The sequence below is a fragment of the Curtobacterium herbarum genome (assembly GCF_016907335.1).
Classification (GTDB): Bacteria; Actinomycetota; Actinomycetes; order Actinomycetales; family Microbacteriaceae; genus Curtobacterium; species Curtobacterium herbarum.
On sequence record NZ_JAFBBT010000001.1, the window covers coordinates 2,218,762 to 2,238,077 of the forward strand.

Annotated in this window: 20 protein-coding genes; 12 read left to right on the top strand and 8 right to left on the bottom strand. The window is 71.8% G+C overall.

Going from position 1 to position 19,316, the window contains the following annotated elements; translation table 11 throughout:
• Positions 1 to 48: 48 nt before the first annotated feature.
• Genes JOD51_RS10575 through JOD51_RS10585 form a run of 3 tightly spaced genes read left to right on the top strand, consistent with a single transcriptional unit; the run spans position 49 to position 2,744 of the window.
• Positions 49 to 882, top strand: a complete 834-nt coding sequence (locus JOD51_RS10575; protein WP_204608219.1) for a DUF429 domain-containing protein — start codon at positions 49 to 51, stop codon at positions 880 to 882.
• Positions 883 to 891: 9 nt separating this feature from the next.
• On the top strand, positions 892 to 2,091 hold the full coding sequence (locus tag JOD51_RS10580; RefSeq protein ID WP_204608220.1) for a glycosyltransferase: 1,200 nt from the start codon (positions 892 to 894) through the stop codon (positions 2,089 to 2,091).
• An 11-nt stretch (positions 2,092 to 2,102) separates the two neighbouring features.
• Positions 2,103 to 2,744: a uracil-DNA glycosylase gene (locus JOD51_RS10585; protein WP_204608221.1), complete on the top strand. Its 642-nt coding sequence runs from the start codon at positions 2,103 to 2,105 to the stop codon at positions 2,742 to 2,744.
• Positions 2,745 to 2,800: 56 nt separating this feature from the next.
• Here JOD51_RS10585 and JOD51_RS10590 read toward each other — a convergent pair whose 3' ends face one another.
• Complete coding sequence (locus JOD51_RS10590) at positions 2,801 to 3,235, bottom strand: DUF6892 domain-containing protein (protein ID WP_204608222.1); 435 nt, start codon at positions 3,233 to 3,235, stop codon at positions 2,801 to 2,803.
• Positions 3,236 to 3,331: 96 nt separating this feature from the next.
• Between JOD51_RS10590 and JOD51_RS10595 the strand changes: the two genes are divergently transcribed.
• The gene (locus JOD51_RS10595) at positions 3,332 to 4,792 is read left to right on the top strand and encodes an APC family permease (RefSeq protein WP_204608223.1); all 1,461 of its coding nucleotides are present in this window, start codon (positions 3,332 to 3,334) and stop codon (positions 4,790 to 4,792) included.
• Positions 4,793 to 4,918: 126 nt separating this feature from the next.
• Here the strand turns inward: JOD51_RS10595 and JOD51_RS10600 are convergent, their stop codons facing one another.
• Complete coding sequence (locus tag JOD51_RS10600) at positions 4,919 to 5,887, bottom strand: ADP-ribosylglycohydrolase family protein (RefSeq protein ID WP_204608224.1); 969 nt, start codon at positions 5,885 to 5,887, stop codon at positions 4,919 to 4,921.
• 170 nt (positions 5,888 to 6,057) lie between these two features.
• Here JOD51_RS10600 and JOD51_RS10605 point away from each other — a divergent pair, with 170 nt between their 5' ends.
• Positions 6,058 to 6,678, top strand: a complete 621-nt coding sequence (locus tag JOD51_RS10605; RefSeq protein WP_204608225.1) for a hypothetical protein — start codon at positions 6,058 to 6,060, stop codon at positions 6,676 to 6,678.
• A gap of 42 nt (positions 6,679 to 6,720) precedes the next feature.
• Here the strand turns inward: JOD51_RS10605 and JOD51_RS10610 are convergent, their stop codons facing one another.
• Together JOD51_RS10610 and JOD51_RS10615 are read right to left on the bottom strand one after the other, a co-directional pair.
• On the bottom strand, positions 6,721 to 7,161 hold the full coding sequence (locus JOD51_RS10610) for a hypothetical protein (protein WP_204608226.1): 441 nt from the start codon (positions 7,159 to 7,161) through the stop codon (positions 6,721 to 6,723).
• Positions 7,162 to 7,253: 92 nt separating this feature from the next.
• Positions 7,254 to 7,682, bottom strand: a complete 429-nt coding sequence (locus JOD51_RS10615; RefSeq protein ID WP_204608227.1) for a DUF6264 family protein — start codon at positions 7,680 to 7,682, stop codon at positions 7,254 to 7,256.
• A gap of 102 nt (positions 7,683 to 7,784) precedes the next feature.
• Between JOD51_RS10615 and JOD51_RS10620 the strand changes: the two genes are divergently transcribed.
• Positions 7,785 to 8,120 (top strand): hypothetical protein, encoded by a 336-nt coding sequence (locus tag JOD51_RS10620; protein WP_204608228.1) that lies wholly within the window; start codon positions 7,785 to 7,787, stop codon positions 8,118 to 8,120.
• Between the two features lie 109 nt (positions 8,121 to 8,229).
• Positions 8,230 to 9,648, top strand: coding sequence for an amino acid permease (locus JOD51_RS10625; protein ID WP_204608229.1), 1,419 nt, complete (start codon positions 8,230 to 8,232; stop codon positions 9,646 to 9,648).
• A gap of 108 nt (positions 9,649 to 9,756) precedes the next feature.
• On the opposite strand, the gene JOD51_RS17110 is transcribed toward JOD51_RS10625, so the two are convergent.
• Positions 9,757 to 10,410 carry a M15 family metallopeptidase gene (locus JOD51_RS17110; protein WP_239539841.1) on the bottom strand — a complete coding sequence of 218 codons (654 nt, stop codon included), beginning with the start codon at positions 10,408 to 10,410 and terminating at the stop codon, positions 9,757 to 9,759.
• A 325-nt stretch (positions 10,411 to 10,735) separates the two neighbouring features.
• On the bottom strand, positions 10,736 to 11,179 hold the full coding sequence (locus tag JOD51_RS10635) for a BLUF domain-containing protein (RefSeq protein ID WP_239539842.1): 444 nt from the start codon (positions 11,177 to 11,179) through the stop codon (positions 10,736 to 10,738).
• A gap of 104 nt (positions 11,180 to 11,283) precedes the next feature.
• Between JOD51_RS10635 and JOD51_RS10640 the strand changes: the two genes are divergently transcribed.
• Entirely contained in the window at positions 11,284 to 14,592 is a 3,309-nt protein-coding gene (locus tag JOD51_RS10640) for a DEAD/DEAH box helicase (RefSeq protein WP_204608231.1), read from the top strand.
• 110 nt (positions 14,593 to 14,702) lie between these two features.
• Here JOD51_RS10640 and JOD51_RS10645 read toward each other — a convergent pair whose 3' ends face one another.
• On the bottom strand, positions 14,703 to 15,482 hold the full coding sequence (locus JOD51_RS10645; protein ID WP_204608232.1) for an aldo/keto reductase: 780 nt from the start codon (positions 15,480 to 15,482) through the stop codon (positions 14,703 to 14,705).
• Between the two features lie 101 nt (positions 15,483 to 15,583).
• Here JOD51_RS10645 and JOD51_RS10650 point away from each other — a divergent pair, with 101 nt between their 5' ends.
• Complete coding sequence (locus JOD51_RS10650) at positions 15,584 to 16,390, top strand: HNH endonuclease family protein (RefSeq protein ID WP_204608233.1); 807 nt, start codon at positions 15,584 to 15,586, stop codon at positions 16,388 to 16,390.
• Positions 16,391 to 16,479: 89 nt separating this feature from the next.
• On the opposite strand, the gene JOD51_RS10655 is transcribed toward JOD51_RS10650, so the two are convergent.
• Positions 16,480 to 16,878: a hypothetical protein gene (locus tag JOD51_RS10655; protein ID WP_204608234.1), complete on the bottom strand. Its 399-nt coding sequence runs from the start codon at positions 16,876 to 16,878 to the stop codon at positions 16,480 to 16,482.
• Between the two features lie 214 nt (positions 16,879 to 17,092).
• On the opposite strand from JOD51_RS10655, the gene JOD51_RS10660 reads away from it, so the two are divergent.
• From JOD51_RS10660 to JOD51_RS10670, 3 genes are all read left to right on the top strand, one after another.
• A complete protein-coding gene (locus JOD51_RS10660) occupies positions 17,093 to 17,911 on the top strand; it encodes an SDR family oxidoreductase (protein WP_204608235.1) in 819 nt (272 codons plus the stop codon).
• Between the two features lie 118 nt (positions 17,912 to 18,029).
• Positions 18,030 to 18,800, top strand: coding sequence for a GOLPH3/VPS74 family protein (locus tag JOD51_RS10665; RefSeq protein ID WP_204608236.1), 771 nt, complete (start codon positions 18,030 to 18,032; stop codon positions 18,798 to 18,800).
• A gap of 86 nt (positions 18,801 to 18,886) precedes the next feature.
• Positions 18,887 to 19,315 (top strand): SseB family protein, encoded by a 429-nt coding sequence (locus JOD51_RS10670; RefSeq protein WP_204608237.1) that lies wholly within the window; start codon positions 18,887 to 18,889, stop codon positions 19,313 to 19,315.
• Position 19,316: the final 1 nt, after the last annotated feature.

A 19,316-nucleotide genomic window follows, 5' to 3' on the forward strand; every position in this document is an offset into this window, starting at 1 on the left:
GCGACGGACACCGCAGCGCGACGCGGCCGGACCCGGCAGGATGGACCGGTGACCGCGTACCTCGGGGTGGACCTGGCCTGGGGGCTCGGCACCGAACAGCGCGCGCCGAACGAGACCGGACTCGCCGCCCTCGACGACGCCGGCCGGGTGACCGACGCCGGGTGGGCCCGCGGTGTCGACGACGTCACCGCCTGGATCGCCGAACGGCTCGGGCCGCGCACCCTCGTCGCGGTGGACGCGTCGCTCGTCGTCACGAACCCGACCGGAATCCGCGAGTCCGAGCGGCAGGTCGGGCAGCGCTACGGCCGGTGGAAGGTCGCCGCGAACCCGACGAACCTGGCCTCGGCCGCGAGCGCCGGCGCCCGGCTGCTCGACCGACTGACGGCCCTCGGCGTCACGTACGTCAGCGACACCCGGGCGATGCACGCCCGGACCGGACCGGCGGTGTTCGAGTGCTACCCGTACACGACCCTGGTCGGGGTGGCCGAGTTCGGTTACGACGTCGAGCGTCCCCGGTACAAGCGCCTCGACACGTCCGTGCCCCCGGCGGTCGCGCGCCAGCGTCGGGCGGAGGCGTTCGACGAGCTCGTCCGACGCATCCGCACGACGGCGTTCGACCCGCCCCTCGACCTCGACGCGCACCCGCTCACCCGGGCCCTCCGCGACCCGTCGGTGCTGCACGGGCCGACGCACAAGCACCGCGAGGACCTGCTCGACGGCGTCCTCTGCGCGTGGACGGCGGCGTTCTGGGAGCGGCACGGCGACGAACGCGTGCAGGTGCTGGGTGGTGATCCGGGCCTCCCGTCCGACCCGCTCGACGCGCAGGGCCGGCTGCCGGCCCTCGTCGCCCCCGCGCGCCGGTCGCAGCGTCCCGCTCGCTAGGCTGGGCCGGTGAGCACCACGACCGAACCGTTGCGCATCGGGCTGGTCTCGTTGCACACCTCCCCCGGCGACGAGCCCGGATCCGGCGAGGTCGGCGGCATGAACGTCGTCGTCCGCCACCAGGCAGAGGCCTTGGCCGACCGCGGCCACCAGGTCGACATCATCACGCGCCGCTCGGCACCGACGCAGCCGGACTCCGTCGCCCTCGTGCCGGGCGTGTGCCTGCGGTTCCTGTCCGCCGGACCCGCCGAACCGGTGCCGAAGGGCGAACACGACGCCTTCATCGAACCGTTCCGCCGCGGCCTCGCCGAACTCGGACCGTACGACGTCCTGCACTCCCACCACTGGTTCTCCGGCGCCGCGGCCCTGCCCGTCGCCCGCGACCGTGGCATCCCGCACGTCCAGTCGTTCCACTCGATCGCAGCGGACAGCGCGACACCGCTGTCCGAGGGTGAACGTCCTGAGTCCGCCGGTCGGATGGCCGGCGAGGAGCGTCTCGCGCGCGAGTCCGACGCCGTGGTCGTCGTCAGCGAGGCCGAGGCGCACACCGTCCGCGCCCGACTCGGCGGCGACCCGTCGCGCGTCTGGATCGTGCCGCCGGGGGTCGACGGTTCCGTGTTCCGCCCGGCCAGCGTCGGTGCCCGCCGCGCCAGCGCCCCGTACGTCGTCGCCGCGGCCCGCGTGCAGCCGCTCAAGGGCCTCGACCTGGCGATCGAAGCCATCGCCGGCATCGACCAGGAGGCCCGCCCCACCCTCGTCATCGCCGGGGACGCCTCGAGCGAAGCGGGCGACCACGTGACCGAACTGCGTCGGCTCGCCGCGTCTCGGGGCATCGCCGACCGCGTCACGTTCATCGGACCGCAGTCGCGCGCCGACCTGGCGTTCCTGTTCCGCGGCGCGGCGGCCGTGCTGGTGCCGTCGCACTCCGAGACGTACGGGCTCGTGGCGCTCGAGGGCTCCGCGTCCGGGGTGCCCGTCGTGGCCGCCGCTGCCGGGGGCCTCCGCGAAGCCGTCGTCGACGGTGAGACCGGGGTGGTCCTGGAGTCCCGCGACCCCGCGGTCTGGGCGACGGAGATCCAGCGCATCCTGACCGAGCCGGACTACGCCGCTGCCCTGGCCTCGGCCGGGCGGGAGCACGCCGAACGCCTCAGCTGGGAGCGGTCGGCGGCCGGGCTCGAGCAGGTCTACCTCCGCGTCCTCGGACACTGACGGAGCGACCGGTGGCGGGATCCGCGCTCGACCTCACCGCGTTCTGGGACGCCCTCGACGCGGTCCCTGCGTCGGCCGACGCCGAGGCGCTGTTCGACCCGAGCGGTCCCGACCCGGCGTCGCGTGCGGCCGGAGCGCTGCGGCGGCGGAACCTCGACCGCTACCTGCAGCACACCGGGCCCAAGGCGGACACGATCCTGGTCGCCGAGGCACCGGGCTGGCGCGGCATGACGAACACCGGCATCCCGTTCACGAGCATGCGCGAGCTGCAGGACCCCGACGGGCTGTTCGCCGGGGTGTCCTTCGCGGTGCCGCCCGAACCGACGGCACCGTGGGAGGCGTCCTCGCGCGTCGTGCACGCGGCACTCCGCGACTGGCACGGCCCGCTGCCGGTGCTCTGGGCGGTGTTCCCGCACCACCCGTTCGCGGCCCCGGACCGGCTGACGAACCGCACCCCGCGGCCCGCCGAGGTCCGCGCCGGCGCGCCCGTCGCCCTCGCGTTGGCCGAGGCCGTCGGCGCCCGGCGGTTCGTCGCCGTCGGCCGGAAGGCTCAGGGAGCGCTCGCCAGCGCGGGGATCGACGCCGTCGCGGTGCGGCACCCGGCGCAGGGCGGCGCGGCCCAGTTCACGCAGCAGATCGCCGCGCTGCGCTGACCGGCCGCACTGGGATGACGGCCGCGCTGCGCTGACGGCGGGCGGGATCGTGCCCGTCAGGCCGAGCGGACCTCGACGCCCTTCGCCTCGAGGGCGTCCGACACGTGCGCCGGCAGCGGGGCCGCCGCGTAGACGACCCTGAGCGCGGGCAGGTCGACCAGGTCGTCCCAGTTCTGCGGGTCGTAGCGGTCGTCGGAGCCGTCCCACCCGGGGTGCAGGTCCTGCAGGATCTCGAGGTCCGAGTCGACCGTCACCTCGGTGACCAGGTCGAGCTGCGAGGGCAGCAGGTCGAGGTCGTCGTAGTACTCACGAGCCCGGTCGTCCTGGCCTTCCACGTCCTCGTCGTCGACCACCGCGTCCTCGTCGTCGTCGTCCCCGTCGTAGGGCTCGATGACGTCCAGGTCGTAGCAGAGCACGTCGAGGACGAGCAGCTTCGCGTTGAAGTCAGCGAACTCGATCGGTTCTTCGGTGGTCGTCGACTCCTCGTCCATGCAGGGAAGCGTATCGACCGCCCGCCGGGGCCGCCCGCTCCGACGGATTTTGCTGTGGGACTGGACAGGAACGGCTCGGCAGGAACAGGGTGATGCATGGCGACAACGACGAAGACCGAACGCGACCCCGGGCAGCAGACCGAGCTCCGTCGTGTGATCGGTCCGAAACTCCTGCTGTTGTTCATCGTCGGGGACATCCTCGGCACCGGCGTCTACGCCCTCACCGGGCAGGTCGCGGCCGAGGTCGGTGGTGCCGCGTGGCTGCCGTTCCTCATCGCGTTCTCGGTGGCGCTGCTGACGGCGTTCTCCTACCTGGAGCTCGTGACGAAGTACCCGCAGACAGCGGGTGCGGCGCTGTACGTGCACAAGGCGTTCGGCGTCCACTTCGTCACCTTCATCGTGACGTTCATCGTGATGTGTTCCGGCATCACCTCGGCGTCGACGGCGTCCCGGGCGTTCGCCGCGAACCTCGGCGTCGGCTTCGGGTTGGAGCTGCCGAACACCGTCGTGATGCTCATCGCGATGGGCTTCATGCTCGCCGTCATGGCCGTGAACTTCCGTGGCGTCAGCGAGAGCGTGAAGACGAACGTGGTGCTGACCCTCGTCGAGCTCTCGGGTCTGGTGCTGGTGATCCTGGTGGGCTTCACCGCGATCGCCGGCGGCAACGCGGACTTCTCGCGTGTGGTGATGTTCGAGACGCCGGGAGACAAGAGCCTGCTGCTGAGCATCTCGACGGCGACGTCGCTGGCGTTCTTCGCGATGGTCGGCTTCGAGGACTCGGTGAACATGGCCGAGGAGACGAAGGACCCCTCGCGGATCTTCCCCCGCGTCATGCTCACCGGCCTCGGCATCACCGCCGTCATCTACGTCCTGGTGTCGATCTGTGCCGTGGCCGTCGTGCCGATCGGTGAGCTCGCCGGCAACGAGACGCCGCTGGTGACCGTCGTGCAGACCGCCGCGCCGGACTTCCCGATCGGGGCGATCCTGCCGTTCATCTCGATGTTCGCCGTCGCCAACACCGCGCTGATCAACATGATGATGGCATCCCGGCTGCTCTACGGCATGAGCAAGCAGGGCGTGCTGCCGGCCTTCCTCGGACGGGTCTCCCCCGCCCGCCGCACCCCGTCGAACGCGATCGTCTTCACCACCATCATCTCGCTGGCCCTGATCGGCTGGGTGTCGCTCGACCCGGAGTCGCCGATCGTGGTGATCCTGGGCGGGACGACCTCGCTGCTGCTGCTCGCGGTGTTCGCGGTCGTGAACACCTCGGTGCTGGTGCTGCGCCGCGACAAGGTCGACCACCGGCACTTCAGGGCCGGCGTCGTGATCCCGGTGATCGGTGTCATCGCGTGTCTGTGGCTCGTGCTGCCGTTCTCGTCCGGCCGCGCCCTGGAGCAGTACCAGATCGCCGGAGCCCTGCTCGCGCTCGGCATCCTGCTCTGGGTCGTCACGTGGTTCACGCACGGCCGGAAGACCGCCGAGAAGGCTCCGACCGGCATGGTCACCGAGCCGACGGCCGTCCAGCGGGCCGCCGAGGACCACGACCACGACCGCTGAGCACGAGCACTGAGCTCGAGCGCTGAGCTCCGACGCCGACGCCGACGCCGAGCACGGTGTCAGGAGGCCCGGCACCCCCGATGGGTGCCGGGCCTCCTGTCGTGGCCCGGCGTTCCGTTGCGGGCGTCAGCTCCGTCGCGCCGGGATGCCGAGCGGCCCCGGTGTGCGCTCGATCGCACGGACGGCGAGCGTCCGCACCCAGTCGAGCCGTTTGCCCGGCCAGCCGTGCACCAGGACGGTCCACTGCTCGGGCAGGGCCGACGCCCCGGCGAGCGCCCCGGCCAGTCCACCGGTGATCGCGGCCACGGTGTCGGTGTCCCCGCCGCCGCGGACCGCTCGTTCGAGGGTGTCGACGACGCCGTCGCCGAGGGTGATCGCGGCGACGGCGGCCTGCAGTGACGCGACGACCCACCCGTTGTCGGCGGTGTGTTGCTCCGGTGTGGAGGACTCGGCTGCGGCGATCCGGTCGAGCCACAGGGTCCGGCGCTCCCGCGGCAGCATCGGCACGCCGCGGCGGACGTCGAGCTTGCCGCGGCGGATGGCGTGCCGGATCGCGATGGTCCAGAGCACGCAGGCGTCCCCGGCGTCGTCCTCGTGGTGGGTGAGGTCGCTGACCCGGCGTGCGGCGACCGCCAGGGGCTTCCGGGCTCCGTCACCGAGGAACCCGAGCGCCAGCGGCGTCGTCCGCATCAAGGACCCGTTGCCCGCCGACTGCCCGTTCTGCTCGTGCACGGCCTTGGCGGCGGCCTTCGCGGCGGCTTCGGTGTTGGCGGTCATCCGTCCGAGGACCGCCCGCGTCTGTGCTCCGACGTCCGGGGCGTCCTGGGCCCAGTCCGACCAGGCCGCGAGCAGCCGTCCGTGGGTTCGGGGTTCGTCCCACCGGGCACCGTTCGCGACGGCTTCGAGCACCGGGATCGCCATGCTCGTGTCGTCGGTCCACTCGCCCGGCTCCCAGCCGAACGGTCCGCCGCCGCGCATCTCGACGGGATGGTCGGCGGCCAGTGCCGGGCCGAACTCGTACGGTGCGCCCAGGGCGTCGCCGCACGCACTCGCCAACACGGCGCCGAGCGCCCGGTCCTGCATCGCTGTGTCCATCGTTCCCTCCGCGCTCCACGCTAGTGCCGCGAACCGGGGGCATGTCGGCAGGCGTGTCGTCCAGCCGGGTCGCTTAGCCTCGACGTACCGGGCCTCGGTCCGGACGGCGTCTGCCCCCGGTCGGGGCGCTGCCGACTCCCACCGCCACCCTCCCGACGAAGGACCGCACCATGCGCCGTGCCGGCATCGCACTCGCGTCGGTGTTCGGCGTCGGTGTCGTCGCTGCCGTCATCGGGGTCGTCGTCCTGATCGTCGTCGCGGTGAACTCCCTGAACGGGATCGCGTCGTCCTCGGCCACGCCCCGGGCGCTCACGTGTCCCGCCGCGGCGTCGCAGACCATCGGCGGCGTCGTGGTGCCGGCCGGACCGATCGGTGGCTTCTGCCAGGACCGTCTGGTGAACGCTGCACAGGTGATCCGCGCCGCCCGTGAGCTGGGCATCGGCCCGCACACCCAGGCGGTCGGCGTGATGACCGCGATCGGCGAGTCCGGGCTGGTGAACCTGGACCGCGGCGACACTGTCGGCCCGGACAGCCGTGGGATCTTCCAGCAGCGTGACAACGGCGCGTGGGGCACGTACGAGCAGCGGATGGACCCGTACACGGCGGCGTCGATGTTCTACGCGAAGCTGATCAAGGTGCCCGGCTGGAAGTCCATGACACCGACGCAGATGGCGCACGCGGTGCAGGTGAACCAGGACCCCGAGCACTACGCGAAGTACTGGCCGACGGCGAAGCGCGTGGTCGAGGGCCTGACCGGCGAAACCGTCCCGGACACCGCGCCCCAAGGCTGACGAGCGCAGCGCTGACGAGCGCAGCGCTGACGAGCGACGGGTTCACGCCGCTGCCGTGGCGACCGGCTCGTCATCGTCGAGCTCCACCATCGAGGCCCCGTCGTCGTGCACCACGACCTGCCCGCGCAGTCGGACGCCGTGTTCGTCGAGCGTGCAGGCCATCGCGTCGACCCACTCCCAGTCGACCGGGAACAGCCCGGTGGCGCCCGGCCGTTCCCAGGCGAGGACGACCTCGGCCGCGCCGACCTGTCGGACGACGTCCTCCACCAGGGCGCCGAAGTCCTCGACCTGGTCGTCGGGTTGGTACGGCAGGTCGGCGACGGGCAGCACGAGCTGCACGGGGATGCCGCGGTCGCTGAGGAACAGCACCCAGCACTGCCGTCGGACAGGGGTCTCGAGGAGGGCGACGACGAGGTCGACCACGTCGTCGTCGGTACGGACTGTTGTTCGCTCGAGTCGCTCGAGCACGTCGGTGTCTGGCATGCCCTCAGCGTCGCCGCCAGCTCCGCTCCCCAGGGCAGCGGAGCACGACTCTGTGGACAACAACCACCCCGACCAGGGCTGTGCAGGACCGATCAGATCCCGATCGAGACCGCCTCGCCGGCCAGCAGCCGAGCGACGACGAAGACCAGCACGAGCACCCCGAGGCCGAGGAACGCGACCGGCCAGCTGAGCCGGCGCCGCGCCAGCCGGAACAGGCACAGCACCAGGGTGACCAGGAACACCAGGGCGACGACCACCGGACCGAGCGTCACGACCGTGCTGCCGAGCCCCTCGTCGCAACGGTTCCCGGGCGCGTTGCAGGACCCGAACGAGAGCGCCATGAACTGGATCCCGCGGCCCGCCACGATCGTCGTGACGGCGCCGAGCAGCAGCACGACGACGGTCGTGACCACGTCGGCGACGCGACGGCCGCCGCGCAGGCCGGGACGGGCCTCCCGGCCAGCGGCCGACGCCGACGCCGCCGCCGGACCGGACGGGCCGTCGTCGCCCGCGCGTGTCACGACCGGCCTCCACCAGCGGCACCGGCCAGGACGCAGATCAGGGAACGCATGACCCCATCGTGCCTCGTCCCGGCGCCGCCCGTCCGGCGGTACGGTCGGGACATGGCCCGCGCACGCGACCACGAACCGCCCGCCGCCCCCGCCACGGGGGCCCTGCTGCTGGCGGGTTTCGCGTTCCTGCAGGGGCTGATCCTGCCTGCGGAGGCGGTCGGCCGACACCTGGCGATCGGCTTCCTCTTCGGCGGCCTCGGACTGCTGTCCTCGTGGCGTGCGATCACGACCGGCCGGGGCCATCGACACCGCGTCGCTCGACGGTGGGCATGGGCTGCGGCGGTCCTCGGTCTCGTCGGCGTCGGCATGCTCGGCTACCAGGGCCTCGTCATCCTGACCGGCGGGGCGCTGCCACCGCCGTTCTGGTGGCCGTACGCGCGTCGCTGACGGTCCGGCAGACGGGAAGGCCCGCCGACCGGGAGGCCCGCCCCACGTCCGACTCCATGCACCTGGAACGATCGGTACGGTTCCGCCGGAACGGGTGCAGGATGGCCGCATGGCAACGACGTCGAACCCCTCGACCCTGTTCCGACGGAAGCCGATCGACACGATCGACGACGACTCCGGTGGTGAGGGCGGCCTGAAGCGCCACCTCGGCCTCTGGCAGCTCACCGCGATCGGCATCGGCGGCATCATCGGCGCCGGCATCTTCACCCTCGCCGGCACGGTCGCGAACGGTGTCGCCGGCCCCGCGGTCCTCATCTCGTTCCTGGTCGCCGGCGTCGCCAGTGCGGCGGCAGCGCTGTCCTACGCGGAGTTCGCCGGGCTCATCCCGAAGGCCGGCAGCGCGTACACGTACGGCTACGCGGTGCTCGGCGAGATCGTCGGCTGGTTCATCGGCTGGGACCTGCTGCTCGAGTACACGGCGATCGTGGCGGTGGTCGCGATCGGCATCTCCGGCTACGTCGGGTTCCTGGTCGGCCAGTTCGGCATCGACCTGCCCGCCTGGATGCTCGGCGCACCCGGAACAGGTGACGGCCACGTCGTCGACGTCTTCGCGATCGCCCTCTGCCTGCTCACCGCGTTCGTCCTGACCCGCGGCATCCGGAGCGCCGCCCGCTTCGAGTTCGTCGCCGTCGGCATCAAGGTCGCCCTCGTCGTCCTGATCGTCGTGCTCGGGGTGTTCCACATCGACAGCGCGAACTACTCGCCGTACTTCCCGTTCGGGTTCGGCGGCGTGATGACCGGTGCCGCGACCGTGTTCTTCGCCGTCTTCGGCTACGACGCGATGTCGACCGCAGCCGAGGAGTCCGTCGACGCCCGGAAGCACATGCCGAAGGCGATCCTGCTGTCGCTCGGCATCTCCATGGTCCTCTACGTGCTCGCGACCCTGGTCCTGACCGGGATGCAGGACTACAAGGACATCGACCCGGCCTCCGGGTTCTCGTCGGCGTTCGCCTCGGTCGGGCTCGGCGGCGTCGCGAACGTCATCGCGATCGGCGCCATCGTCGGCATCATCACCGTCCTGGTCACGTTCATGCTCGGCGCCTCACGCGTCTGGTTCTCGATGAGCCGCGACGGCCTGATGCCGAAGTGGTTCGCCAAGACCGACCCGAAGCGCCACGTGCCGACCCGGGTGACCTGGATCCTCGGCATCGCCTCCGCCGTCCTGGCCGGGGTGCTGCCGATCGGGGTCGTCGCCGAACTGACGAACATCGGCATCCTGCTGGCGTTCGTCGTCGTCTGCACCGCGGTCATCGTGCTCCGCTACCGGCAGCCCGACCTCGACCGCCAGTTCCGGCTCCCCTTCATGCCGATCGTGCCGGCGATCGGGGTGCTCGCGTCGCTCTGGCTCGTCTCGTTCCTGCAGTGGGAGACGTGGGTGCGGTTCGCGGTCTGGTTCGCGATCGGCCTCGGCGTGTACTTCGGCTACTCGCGGAAGCACAGCAAGCTCGCGCAGCCCAGCGAGCGCTGACCCCGCGCTGCGGGTAGCGCAGCCACAGACCACAGCGACCCGACCGCCCAGGAGGCGGCCGGGTCGCTGTCCGTCAGCGCTGCAGACGGTGCCGGGGATCCAGCAGGTTCAGTACACCTTGCGCATGTAGCTGATGCAGATGTCGACCTCGACGGTGAGCAGGGAGTCCTGCTTCTGGAACCGGCGGAGCAGGCTGACGTGGCTGGGGCTGGAGACCGTCGCCCGGCCGGCCGGCCCGACGATGAAGATGTTGTCGGTCTCTGCGGCCTCGATGATCTTGAACAAGTCGTCTTCTCCTGAATTGGTCTGGTTTGCGTCGTCCGATGTGTACGAACCGTCGTACTCGAAGTGCCACGGTTCGCGGGAGGCGAATCCGTCGCCCTTGGGCTGCCACCCGAACTTCGGGCCGTTGGCGTTCATCCAGTTCTTCGCGGACGTGCCGTAGCTGTCGACCCCTGCGCTGAAGTCGACGGCGAGACCGAGTCCGTGGATCGAGGTCCCGGGCGTCGCCGCTTCGTTGAAGCCAGGCTTCCCGGCTTTCCACCCGTCGTAGAGGTACTGCTGCCGCTCGAGGCTCCGGTACGCCTCAGCCATCGTGAGCGGCTTGTCGAGGGCCTTCTTGAAGGCCGTGTTCATCGCGCGGTAGGACGCGGCGGCACCCGAGAGCAGGTACTGGTTGCCGAGTCCGAGCGTCGAGACGGCGACGAGCACCAGCTCCGACGTCGGGATCTTCCCGTTCGCGTAGGCACTGGCCGCCCGCATGGCAGATGACCGTGCTCCGGCGGCCGGGGCCGACTCCGGGTACGACGGACCGAGCGGCCCGGTCGGTCCTGCGGCGTCGGCTCTGGTCGTTTCGGTCAGCGTCGCTGCGCCGAGTGTGGCAGCTGCTGCCGCTGCGAACAGCAACACGGACCGGCGGCTCGTTCCGCGCCGCTCGCCCGGAGGTCCCTCCCCCTCGGACCGGTCAGGATCGTTCGTCACTGTGCCCCCTTCCGGGAGGGCACGCCCCTCGTGTCCCCCCGGGAGCAGACTGGCAGTTCTGCCCCGCTCCGAGGCATCCCCACAACGGGGGGCATCCGCCCCCGGGTCAGTCGCGCCGGTGCTTGCCGAGCGACGCGGTCGGCGCTGCCATCGGGTGGTTCCGGAACCAGCGCAGCAGTTCGCGCGCACGACTGGCATCGGCGCTGACGTCACCGGCGGTCAGGAACTCGTTGAACCCCTCGGGCGTCGACGCCTGCTCGTCACGGTCGAACGCCATCGTCCAGTCGGGGAACCGACGGGTGTGGATGGACTCCTCGACCAGCAGCCGGACCTCGTCGTGCCGCGGATCCGCGACGATCCGGCCGTACGTCGCGATGACGGCGTCGGGCGGACCCTCCAGCAGCTGCATGAACCGACCGGATCGGTGGACGAGCATGCCGGTGAGACCGTCGGCGTTGTTCCGCGCCCGCGCGTACGCCAGGACCTCGTCGAGGTCGGCGTCGTCGAACGGCTGGGCGGCCGAGCTCATGTAGACGAGTGACTGCAGCATGATGGTCTCGATGATGTCTCATCCACGCGGGTCCGGGCCAGCCCCCGAACGGGACTGACCCCCTGCGGACGACGAGCGTCGGCGGGGACTGGCACGATGTCCCTGTGCCAGCAGCCCCGATGATCGACGCCGTCGACGTCATCCGCTTCGTCGGGCCGCAGACCTTCGGCCGCGCCCGAGACGTCGTCCGCGCCGGCCTGGTCGAGGAAGCCGCCTGGCACGAGGACGGCACGATCACCGCGGCGGTCAGCGGCAGCGCCGCCGACCCGTACGACGTCCAGGTCGAGACGACCATCGCCCGCGGCGAGTTCGTCCGCCCCGTCCGCAGCCGCTGCACCTGCCCCCTCGGCGGCGAGTGCAAGCACGTCGCCGCAGCGCTCCTCACCATCAACGCGCGTGCCCTGGCCGCGCAGGCCGGCCCGCGCACGCAGGCACCGACCCCGCCGACCCCGGACTGGAGGCGCGACCTCGCCCGCCTCGCCGGTGACGACGACGAGACCACCCGCTCCGCCGACGCGCCTGCGACTGGTGGGATGGGCCTCCAGTTCGAACTGCGCGACGCGGTACCGGCCCGACTCGCCGGACGCGCCCGTGCTGCGGGCCGGACGCTGCCGGTCGCCAGCCGGGCGGTCCGGCTCGGGGTGCGACCGGTCAGTCGGAGCGCGGCCGGCAACTGGGTGCGTGGGCAGCTCACGTGGGGTGCGCTCCCCTACTCGATGAACCGGCTCGGACTCGAGCCGGACCAGCACGCGTGGTTCATGCAGTTCGCTGCCCTGCACCGTGCCGGCGTGCTGGCGGGACTGCCCGGCGAGAGCGACTGGATCCACCTCGACGACTTCCGCAGTCCGCTGCTCTGGCCGCTGCTGCGGCAGGCCGGGCCACTCGGCATCGCGTTCGTGACCGGCAAACGGGAGGGCGGGGTCGACCTCGGCGTCGACGCCCGGGTCCTGCTCGACGCGGCCCGGACCGCCGACGGGCTGCTGATCGGGGCGAGCGCGGTGATCGACGGGCACCCGCTCGCCGAGGGCACTGCGCGCGTCGTCGGGGACCACGGCGTGTACGCGTTCCGCGAGTCGCCGGAGTTCCACGTCGTGCTCGCCCCGACGCCCGCTCCCGTGCCGGAGGACCAGCGGAGGATGCTCGTCGAGGCCACGCGGATCACCGTGCCCGTGGACGAGGTCGACGAGTTCCTGGCGGATTGGTCGCCGAAGCTCCGGGGTTCCCTCGGCCTGGTCAGCTCCGACGGGTCGCTCGCGCTCCCGGAACGGACCCCGCCGGAGCTCGTGCTCACCGTGACCTTCGAACCGGCCCGGGCGCCGCGGACCGACGACCGCGCGCACCTGCAGTGGCGCTGGAGCGTCGACGGCCGGAAGGACCCGGTGTCGCTGCACGGACCGTTGCCGGAGCTCGGCAGCGTGCTCGCGGCGGACGACGAGACGGAGGCGTCCGAGCCTCCCGGCCCAGGTGGCGGACTCGCGTGGTTCCAGGACGGGACCATCGACGGGGCCGACGTCGCCGTCCTGGCGAACGAGCTGCTGCCGGCTCTGCCCGCACGCGGGGTCCGTGTCGTCGTGCAGGGCGAGCGCGTCGACTACGAGCGCCTGACCGGGCGGCCGCACATCCGCGTCACGACCATGCCGTCCGACAAGCACGACTGGTTCGACCTCGGGATCTTCGTCAGCGTGAACGGCAAGGAGATCCCGTTCACGCCGCTGCTCCGGGCCCTCGCCAAGCGCGACCGCCGGATGAAGCTCGTCGACAACTCGTACCTGTCGCTCGCCGACCCCGCGTTCGACCGGCTGAAGGCGGTCATCGAGGAAGCGCGCGAGCTCGACGAGTGGGAGCCCGAGCAGCCGCTCACCGTGACGCCGTACCGGGCTGCGCTCTGGTCGGAGTTCGACCAGCTCGCCGACGAGACCGACCACGACGAACGGTGGAAGGAGATCGCCTCCCGCCTGCTCGACGTCACCGCCCCGGCCGACGCCGTCGTGCCGGAGACCGTGCACGCCGACCTCCGGCCGTACCAGCGCGACGGGTACGCCTGGCTGACGTTCCTGGTCGAACACGGCGTCGGCGGCGTGCTCGCCGACGACATGGGGCTCGGCAAGACCCTGCAGGCGCTCGCGATGATCGCCGACCGACGGGCCGCCGACCCGGAGGCGCCACCCTTCCTCGTCGTCGCGCCCACCTCGGTCGTCGGCAACTGGGCGGACGAGGCGGCGAAGTTCGTCCCGTCGCTGCGGGTCACCACGATCGCCGGGACGTCGATCAAGGACCCCGCGCGGGTCGCCCGGACCGCGGCCGCCTCGGACGTCGTCGTCACCTCGTACGCCCTGCTCCGGCTCGACGCGACCGCGTACCTCGACCTCAGCTGGTCGGCGCTGCTCCTCGACGAGGCCCAGTTCGTGAAGAACCCGCAGTCGCAGACCCACCGCGTCGCCGCCGAACTCCGTGCCCCCGTGAAGATCGCGATCACCGGGACGCCGCTCGAGAACGGGCTCGCCGACCTCTGGGCGCTGTTCGCCGTCGTCGCGCCCGGGCTGCTGTCGTCGTGGACCCGGTTCGGCGACGACTACGTGAAGCCGCTCGCGTCACCCGAACTCCGCGGGGCCGCCCGCAAGGAACTGACCGACCGACTCCGGCGACGCATCCGACCGCTCATGCTCCGACGGACGAAGGAGAGCGTCGCCGCGGACCTGCCCGAGAAGGTCGAACAGGTCGTCCGGGTCACCCTCGACCCCGCGCACCGCGACCTGTACGAGAAGACCCTGAACCGGGAACGGCTGAAGGTCCTGGACCTCGTCGACGACCTGGACCGCAACCGGATGATCGTCTTCCGCTCGCTGACCCTGCTCCGGATGCTCGCACTCTCCCCCGCACTCGTGTCGGACGACCACGGCGACGTGCCGAGCGCCAAGCTCGACCTGCTCCTCGACGAACTCGAGACCCTGGCGGCCGAGGGGCGTCGGGCGCTGGTGTTCAGCCAGTTCACCTCGTTCCTCCGGATGGTGTCCGCCGCCCTCGACGCACGCGGGGTCGCGTACGAGTACCTCGACGGCTCCACCCGGCGTCGCGGGGACGTCATCGACCGCTTCCGGAACGGCACCGCGCCGGCGTTCCTCATCTCGCTGAAGGCCGGCGGGTTCGGGCTCACCTTGACCGAGGCGGACACGGTGTTCGTCCTCGACCCGTGGTGGAACCCCGCCGCCGAGAACCAGGCCGTCGACCGCACGCACCGCATCGGGCAGACCCGGTCCGTCACGGTCGAGCGGCTCATCGCCGAGGACACCATCGAGGAGAAGGTGCTCGCGCTGGCGCAGCGGAAGGCCCAGCTGTTCGCCACGATGATCGACGACGACGCGCTGTTCGCCGAGGGGTTGAGCGCGGAGGACATCCGATCGCTGCTCGCCTGACCGGACGGCGAGACGCCCACGTCAGCGCGAGACGCCGCCGAACGGCCGAGACACCGCTGAGTTCGGCGGCGTTTCGGGGGTTCGGCGGCGTCTCGGCCGTTCGGCGTGGGTCAGGCGGCCAGGCCGTCGATCCGGGCGATCTCGTCGGCGCTCAGTTCGAGGGTCGCGCCGGCGGCGTTCGACCGGATGCGGTCCGGGTTCGACGACTTCGGGATCACCACGAACTGGTGGGCGACGTGCCAGGCGACGATGACCTGCGCGGCATCGGCGTCGTGGGCCTCGGCGATCTCCACGAGCGTCGGGTCCTGCAGGTTGCTCGCCTTGAAGGGGCTGTAGCCCTCGAGCACGACACCACGGTCGCGGAGTCCGTCGGCGACCGTGCGGTCGAACTCGACCGGGCTCCAGCGGATCTGGTTCACGGCCGGGGTCGCACCCGTCGCCTGGATGAGTTCGTCGATCTGGTCGAGCGAGTAGTTGCTGACCCCGATCGCCTTCGTCAGGCCGGCCTGCTGCGCCTCGACGAGCTGCTGCCACACCTCCGGGCTGGCCCCACCGTTCGGCGGCCAGTGGATGAGCCACAGGTCGAGGTGGTCGAGGCCGAGCTGGTCCAGGCTCTCCTCGATGGTCTCGCGGACGCGGTCGGCGTTGTCCGGCGGCAGCTTCGTCGTGACGAACAGGTCCTCGCGCGCCAGACCGGAGTCGGCGATCGCCTTGCCGACACCGCGCTGGTTGCGGTAGCCGGTGGCGGTGTCGATGTGGCGGTAGCCGGCCTCGAGGGCGGCGGCGACCGCGGCGGGAGCGTCGGACTCCTCGATCTGCCAGGTGCCGAAGCCGAGGAGCGGCATCGAGCCTCCGGTGACGGGCACGGACGGTTGGGCGTAGTCGGTCATGGTTCCTGCCTACGCGGACTGCGGCGCGTGCGTCCCAGGGTGTCGGCGGCCTCCGGCAGGATCGACGGGTCCCCCGAGCACCGCCAGGAGCACCACCGAACATGACGTCCCGCCGACGCCGCACCCGCGCCACCGTCCAGTCCTCGATCGTCACGCTCGTCCTCGCGGTGGGGGTGTGGGCGTTGTTCTCGTCCGGCGTGCTCTCCACCGGAGCAGACGCGACGACGAGCGCCGCACACACCCCGGGCACCGCCAGCACCCCGGGCGCCGCCAGCAGCGGCACGACCACCCGACCCACCGTGACCACGTCGACACCGGCGCCCGCGATGTCGGGGCCGAGCCGCGCCTCCAGTCAGGAGGCCGCCTCGGCCCGCGCGACGCTCGCCGGCATTCCGGTGAAGGGGAAGGCACCCGCGACCGGCTACGACCGGGAGGCCGACTTCGGCACCGCCTGGCTCGACGTCGACCACAACGGCTGCGACACCCGCAACGACGTGCTGGCCCGCGACCTGACCGACGTCGTCCGGCAGGGCCCCTGCAAGGTGGTGTCCGGAGACCTCGTCTCGCCGTACACGGGCGGTGCGATCGCGTTCGTCCGGGGGAACTCGACCTCGACCCTCGTGCAGATCGACCACGTCGTCGCACTCGAGAACGCCTGGCGCACCGGGGCGCAGCAGCTGTCCCAGGCCGAGCGGCAGGCCCTCGCGAACGACCCCGAGAACCTGTTCGCCGTCGACGGGCACTCGAACTCGCAGAAGCGCTCGGGCGACGCCGCGACCTGGCTGCCCGCGGCGACGGGGTTCCGGTGCGAGTACGTCGAGCACCAGGTCGCGGTGAAGGCGAAGTACCGGCTGTGGGTCGTCCCGGCCGAGCGGGACGCGATGGAGCGGGTCCTCAGCACCTGCTGAGCGGGTCGGGCACACCAGGTCAGGCGCACCGGGTCAGGGACACCAGGTCGGGCGCGCCAGGTCGGGCGCGCCCGGTCAGGCGAACCGCCTCAGTGCCCGAAGGCCCCGACTGCTCCCAAGGTGATGAGCACGACCAGGAACATGACTCCGGACGTCGCCAGCGCGACGGTCCAGCCCAGCGGCCGCGTGCGTCGCAGCCACGCGGCCAGGACCCCGCCGCCGATGAGCACGAGGGCGAGCACGATGCCGTCGACCACGGCGGTCTCGACGCCGATCGAGGGCCGGCACTCGCGCGTCGAGCTCTCCCAGTCGCAGCCGTACTGGGACAGCGTCGCGACGAACCAGCTGAGGACGACCAGTGCACCGGCGGCCATCGCCAGGAGGACGAACGCCGTGATCGTCACGACCAGGTCGATCGTCGACGCGACCGACCGCGGTTGCGGTTGCGGTTCCGCCATCGCGTGCTGCTCGGTCACTTCGTCAGACATGTTCCCCACTTCCCCGGCCCCCTCGGCCTCCGCAAGCCTAGACGGCAGCGGCCAGCACGTCCGCACCGCTCGCGGTCAGACAACACCTGTAGCGTAAGTGCCGTCCGGCGGACGCCCGTCGGACCGGACTCGCCGCTCAGCGCCGCGCCGTCACACGCACGCTCCCCGGACCCCGAGCCCTTCATCGTCGAAGACCGCAGGAGGCCTCCACCACATGACCGACACCAGCTCCACCAGCACCAGCACCACCAGCACCCGCTTCGCCGACCGCGTCGTCCTCATCACCGGCGGCGGCTCCGGCCTCGGCCGTGCGACCGCCGTCCGCCTGGCCACCGAGGGCGCAAAGCTCGCCCTCGTGGACGTCTCCGAGCAGGGTCTCGAGGCGACGAAGACCGCCGTGCTCCAGGTCGCTCCGAACGCCGACATCCTCACCACCATCGCCGACGTCGCCGACGAGGCCCAGGTCGAGGCGTACGTCGCCGCCACGGTCGACCGCTTCGGCCGCATCGACGGCTTCTTCAACAACGCCGGCATCGAAGGCAAGCAGAACCTCACCGAGTCGTTCACCGCCGCCGAGTTCGACAAGGTCGTCTCGATCAACCTCCGTGGCGTGTTCCTGGGCCTCGAGAAGGTCCTCGCCGTGATGCGCGAGCAGGGCTCCGGCATGGTCGTCAACACGGCCAGCGTCGGCGGCATCCGTGGCGTCGGCAACCAGTCCGGCTACGCGGCCGCCAAGCACGGCGTCGTCGGCCTGACCCGCAACTCGGCCGTCGAGTACGGCGAGTTCGGCATCCGCATCAACGCGATCGCACCGGGCGCCATCTGGACGCCGATGGTCGAGAACTCGATGAAGCAGATCGACGCGGAGAACCCGCGGAAGGCCGCCGAGGAGTTCATCCAGATCAACCCCACGAAGCGCTACGGCGAGGCACCCGAGATCGCCGCGGTCGTCGCCTTCCTGCTCTCCGACGACGCGTCGTACATCAACGCCGCGGTCGTGCCGATCGACGGCGGGCAGTCCGCCAAGTACTGACCCTCACGGTCCGTGTCACCGGGGCGCGCCTTCCTGACGGGAGGCGCGCCCCGCCAGTTCCGCCCGTCCTGCGTGGCAGCATGGCCGCTGTCACGAGCGTGGGGGGAACGCGATGCAGATGAACCGTGGAACCGGGGTCGGCCAGCTCACGCTGCCGGAGGCGCTGGCGCTCCTCCTCATCTCGCCCGAGGGTCGGATCACGACCGCCGGCAGGGTGTTCGACCTCGGCCTGGCCGGAGCCGCACTCGGTGACCTGGCGCTCCGAGGCCGTGTCACCCTCGACCACGGCCGTGTCGCCGTCGCGACGGCCCCGCCGATCGGCGAACCGACGCTCGACGGGTTCACGAGCTTCCTCGCGGCAGCGCCGTCGCCGCAGCAGCCCGCCACGTGGGTCAGGCGGCTGTCCGACCGGGCACTCCGGGAGTCCGTGCTCGGCGGGCTCGTCGTCCGGGGCGTCCTCGGACGCGAGCCAGGCCGGGCGCGCGCGTTCTTCCCCACGACTGTCTGGCCCGAACGGGACCCCCGCCCCGAACAGGCGCTGCGTGCCGAGGTCGACGCCGTCCTGCGCGGGCAGGCTCCCCCGACACCCTTCACGACGGCGCTGATCGGCCTGCTGCGGTCCACCCGGACCCTCCGACAGCAGTTCGGGACGCACGACCGGACGCGGGTGCGCTCGATCACCGGCGACGACTGGGTCGCAGCGGCCGTGCGGGTCGTCGTCAAGCAGACGCAGTCCCGGGGCGACGGCTTCACCGGCGGCGGGTTCGTCGCCAGCGGCTCGGACGGCGGCGACTGGGCCTTCAGCGGCAGCGACGGCGGCGGTCACCACGGCGGCGACAGTGGCGGCGGCGACAGCGGTGGTGGCGACGGCGGAGGCGGCGGTGACTGACCGCCCCGGACGGGAGGCGCGCCCCACCCGCTCCGCCCGTCCTGCGTGGCAGCATGGCCGGTGACACGACCGTGGAGGGGAACGCGATGAGCGCCAACGGAACGACAGGGTCCGGCTTCGGGCCCGGAGCCGAGCACACCGGACCCGACGCCGCCGGTGACCTGCGACGCCGCATGGGCGAATCGGCCGAGGGGTTCCTCGGCAGCGCCGCCTGGGTGCCGTGGAAGACCGCCGGCACGAGCGGCGAGCCCGAGGACGGCAGCGTCGCGCACGTCGTCCTGCGCGACCGTCCGTTCGTGCCGGTCTTCACCGATCCCACCCAGCTGGCCACGAGCCTCCCGGGCCTGGAAGCACGTGCGATGCCGATGGCCGAACTCGTCACCGCGCTACCCGAGGAGTTCGGGATCGTCGTCGACCCGACCAGCGCCGAAGCGGCGAACTTCCTGCAGGCCGACGTCGTCGCCGGACTGCGCGCTGGCATCGGTGCCGTACCGCCCGCGGCCGACGAGAACTGAC

Coding starts and splice junctions, on each gene's coding strand:
- JOD51_RS10625 (WP_204608229.1), top strand. CDS start 8,230: ATGGCAACGACGTCGAACCCCTCGACCCTGTTCCGACGGAAGCCGATC.
- JOD51_RS10650 (WP_204608233.1), top strand. CDS start 15,584: ATGACGTCCCGCCGACGCCGCACCCGCGCCACCGTCCAGTCCTCGATC.
- JOD51_RS10655 (WP_204608234.1), bottom strand. CDS start 16,878: ATGTCTGACGAAGTGACCGAGCAGCACGCGATGGCGGAACCGCAACCG.
- JOD51_RS10600 (WP_204608224.1), bottom strand. CDS start 5,887: ATGGACACAGCGATGCAGGACCGGGCGCTCGGCGCCGTGTTGGCGAGT.
- JOD51_RS10665 (WP_204608236.1), top strand. CDS start 18,030: ATGAACCGTGGAACCGGGGTCGGCCAGCTCACGCTGCCGGAGGCGCTG.
- JOD51_RS10610 (WP_204608226.1), bottom strand. CDS start 7,161: ATGCCAGACACCGACGTGCTCGAGCGACTCGAGCGAACAACAGTCCGT.
- JOD51_RS17110 (WP_239539841.1), bottom strand. CDS start 10,410: ATGCGGGCGGCCAGTGCCTACGCGAACGGGAAGATCCCGACGTCGGAG.
- JOD51_RS10635 (WP_239539842.1), bottom strand. CDS start 11,179: ATGCTGCAGTCACTCGTCTACATGAGCTCGGCCGCCCAGCCGTTCGAC.
- JOD51_RS10660 (WP_204608235.1), top strand. CDS start 17,093: ATGACCGACACCAGCTCCACCAGCACCAGCACCACCAGCACCCGCTTC.
- JOD51_RS10620 (WP_204608228.1), top strand. CDS start 7,785: ATGGCCCGCGCACGCGACCACGAACCGCCCGCCGCCCCCGCCACGGGG.
- JOD51_RS10595 (WP_204608223.1), top strand. CDS start 3,332: ATGGCGACAACGACGAAGACCGAACGCGACCCCGGGCAGCAGACCGAG.
- JOD51_RS10605 (WP_204608225.1), top strand. CDS start 6,058: ATGCGCCGTGCCGGCATCGCACTCGCGTCGGTGTTCGGCGTCGGTGTC.
- JOD51_RS10645 (WP_204608232.1), bottom strand. CDS start 15,482: ATGACCGACTACGCCCAACCGTCCGTGCCCGTCACCGGAGGCTCGATG.
- JOD51_RS10670 (WP_204608237.1), top strand. CDS start 18,887: ATGAGCGCCAACGGAACGACAGGGTCCGGCTTCGGGCCCGGAGCCGAG.
- JOD51_RS10590 (WP_204608222.1), bottom strand. CDS start 3,235: ATGGACGAGGAGTCGACGACCACCGAAGAACCGATCGAGTTCGCTGAC.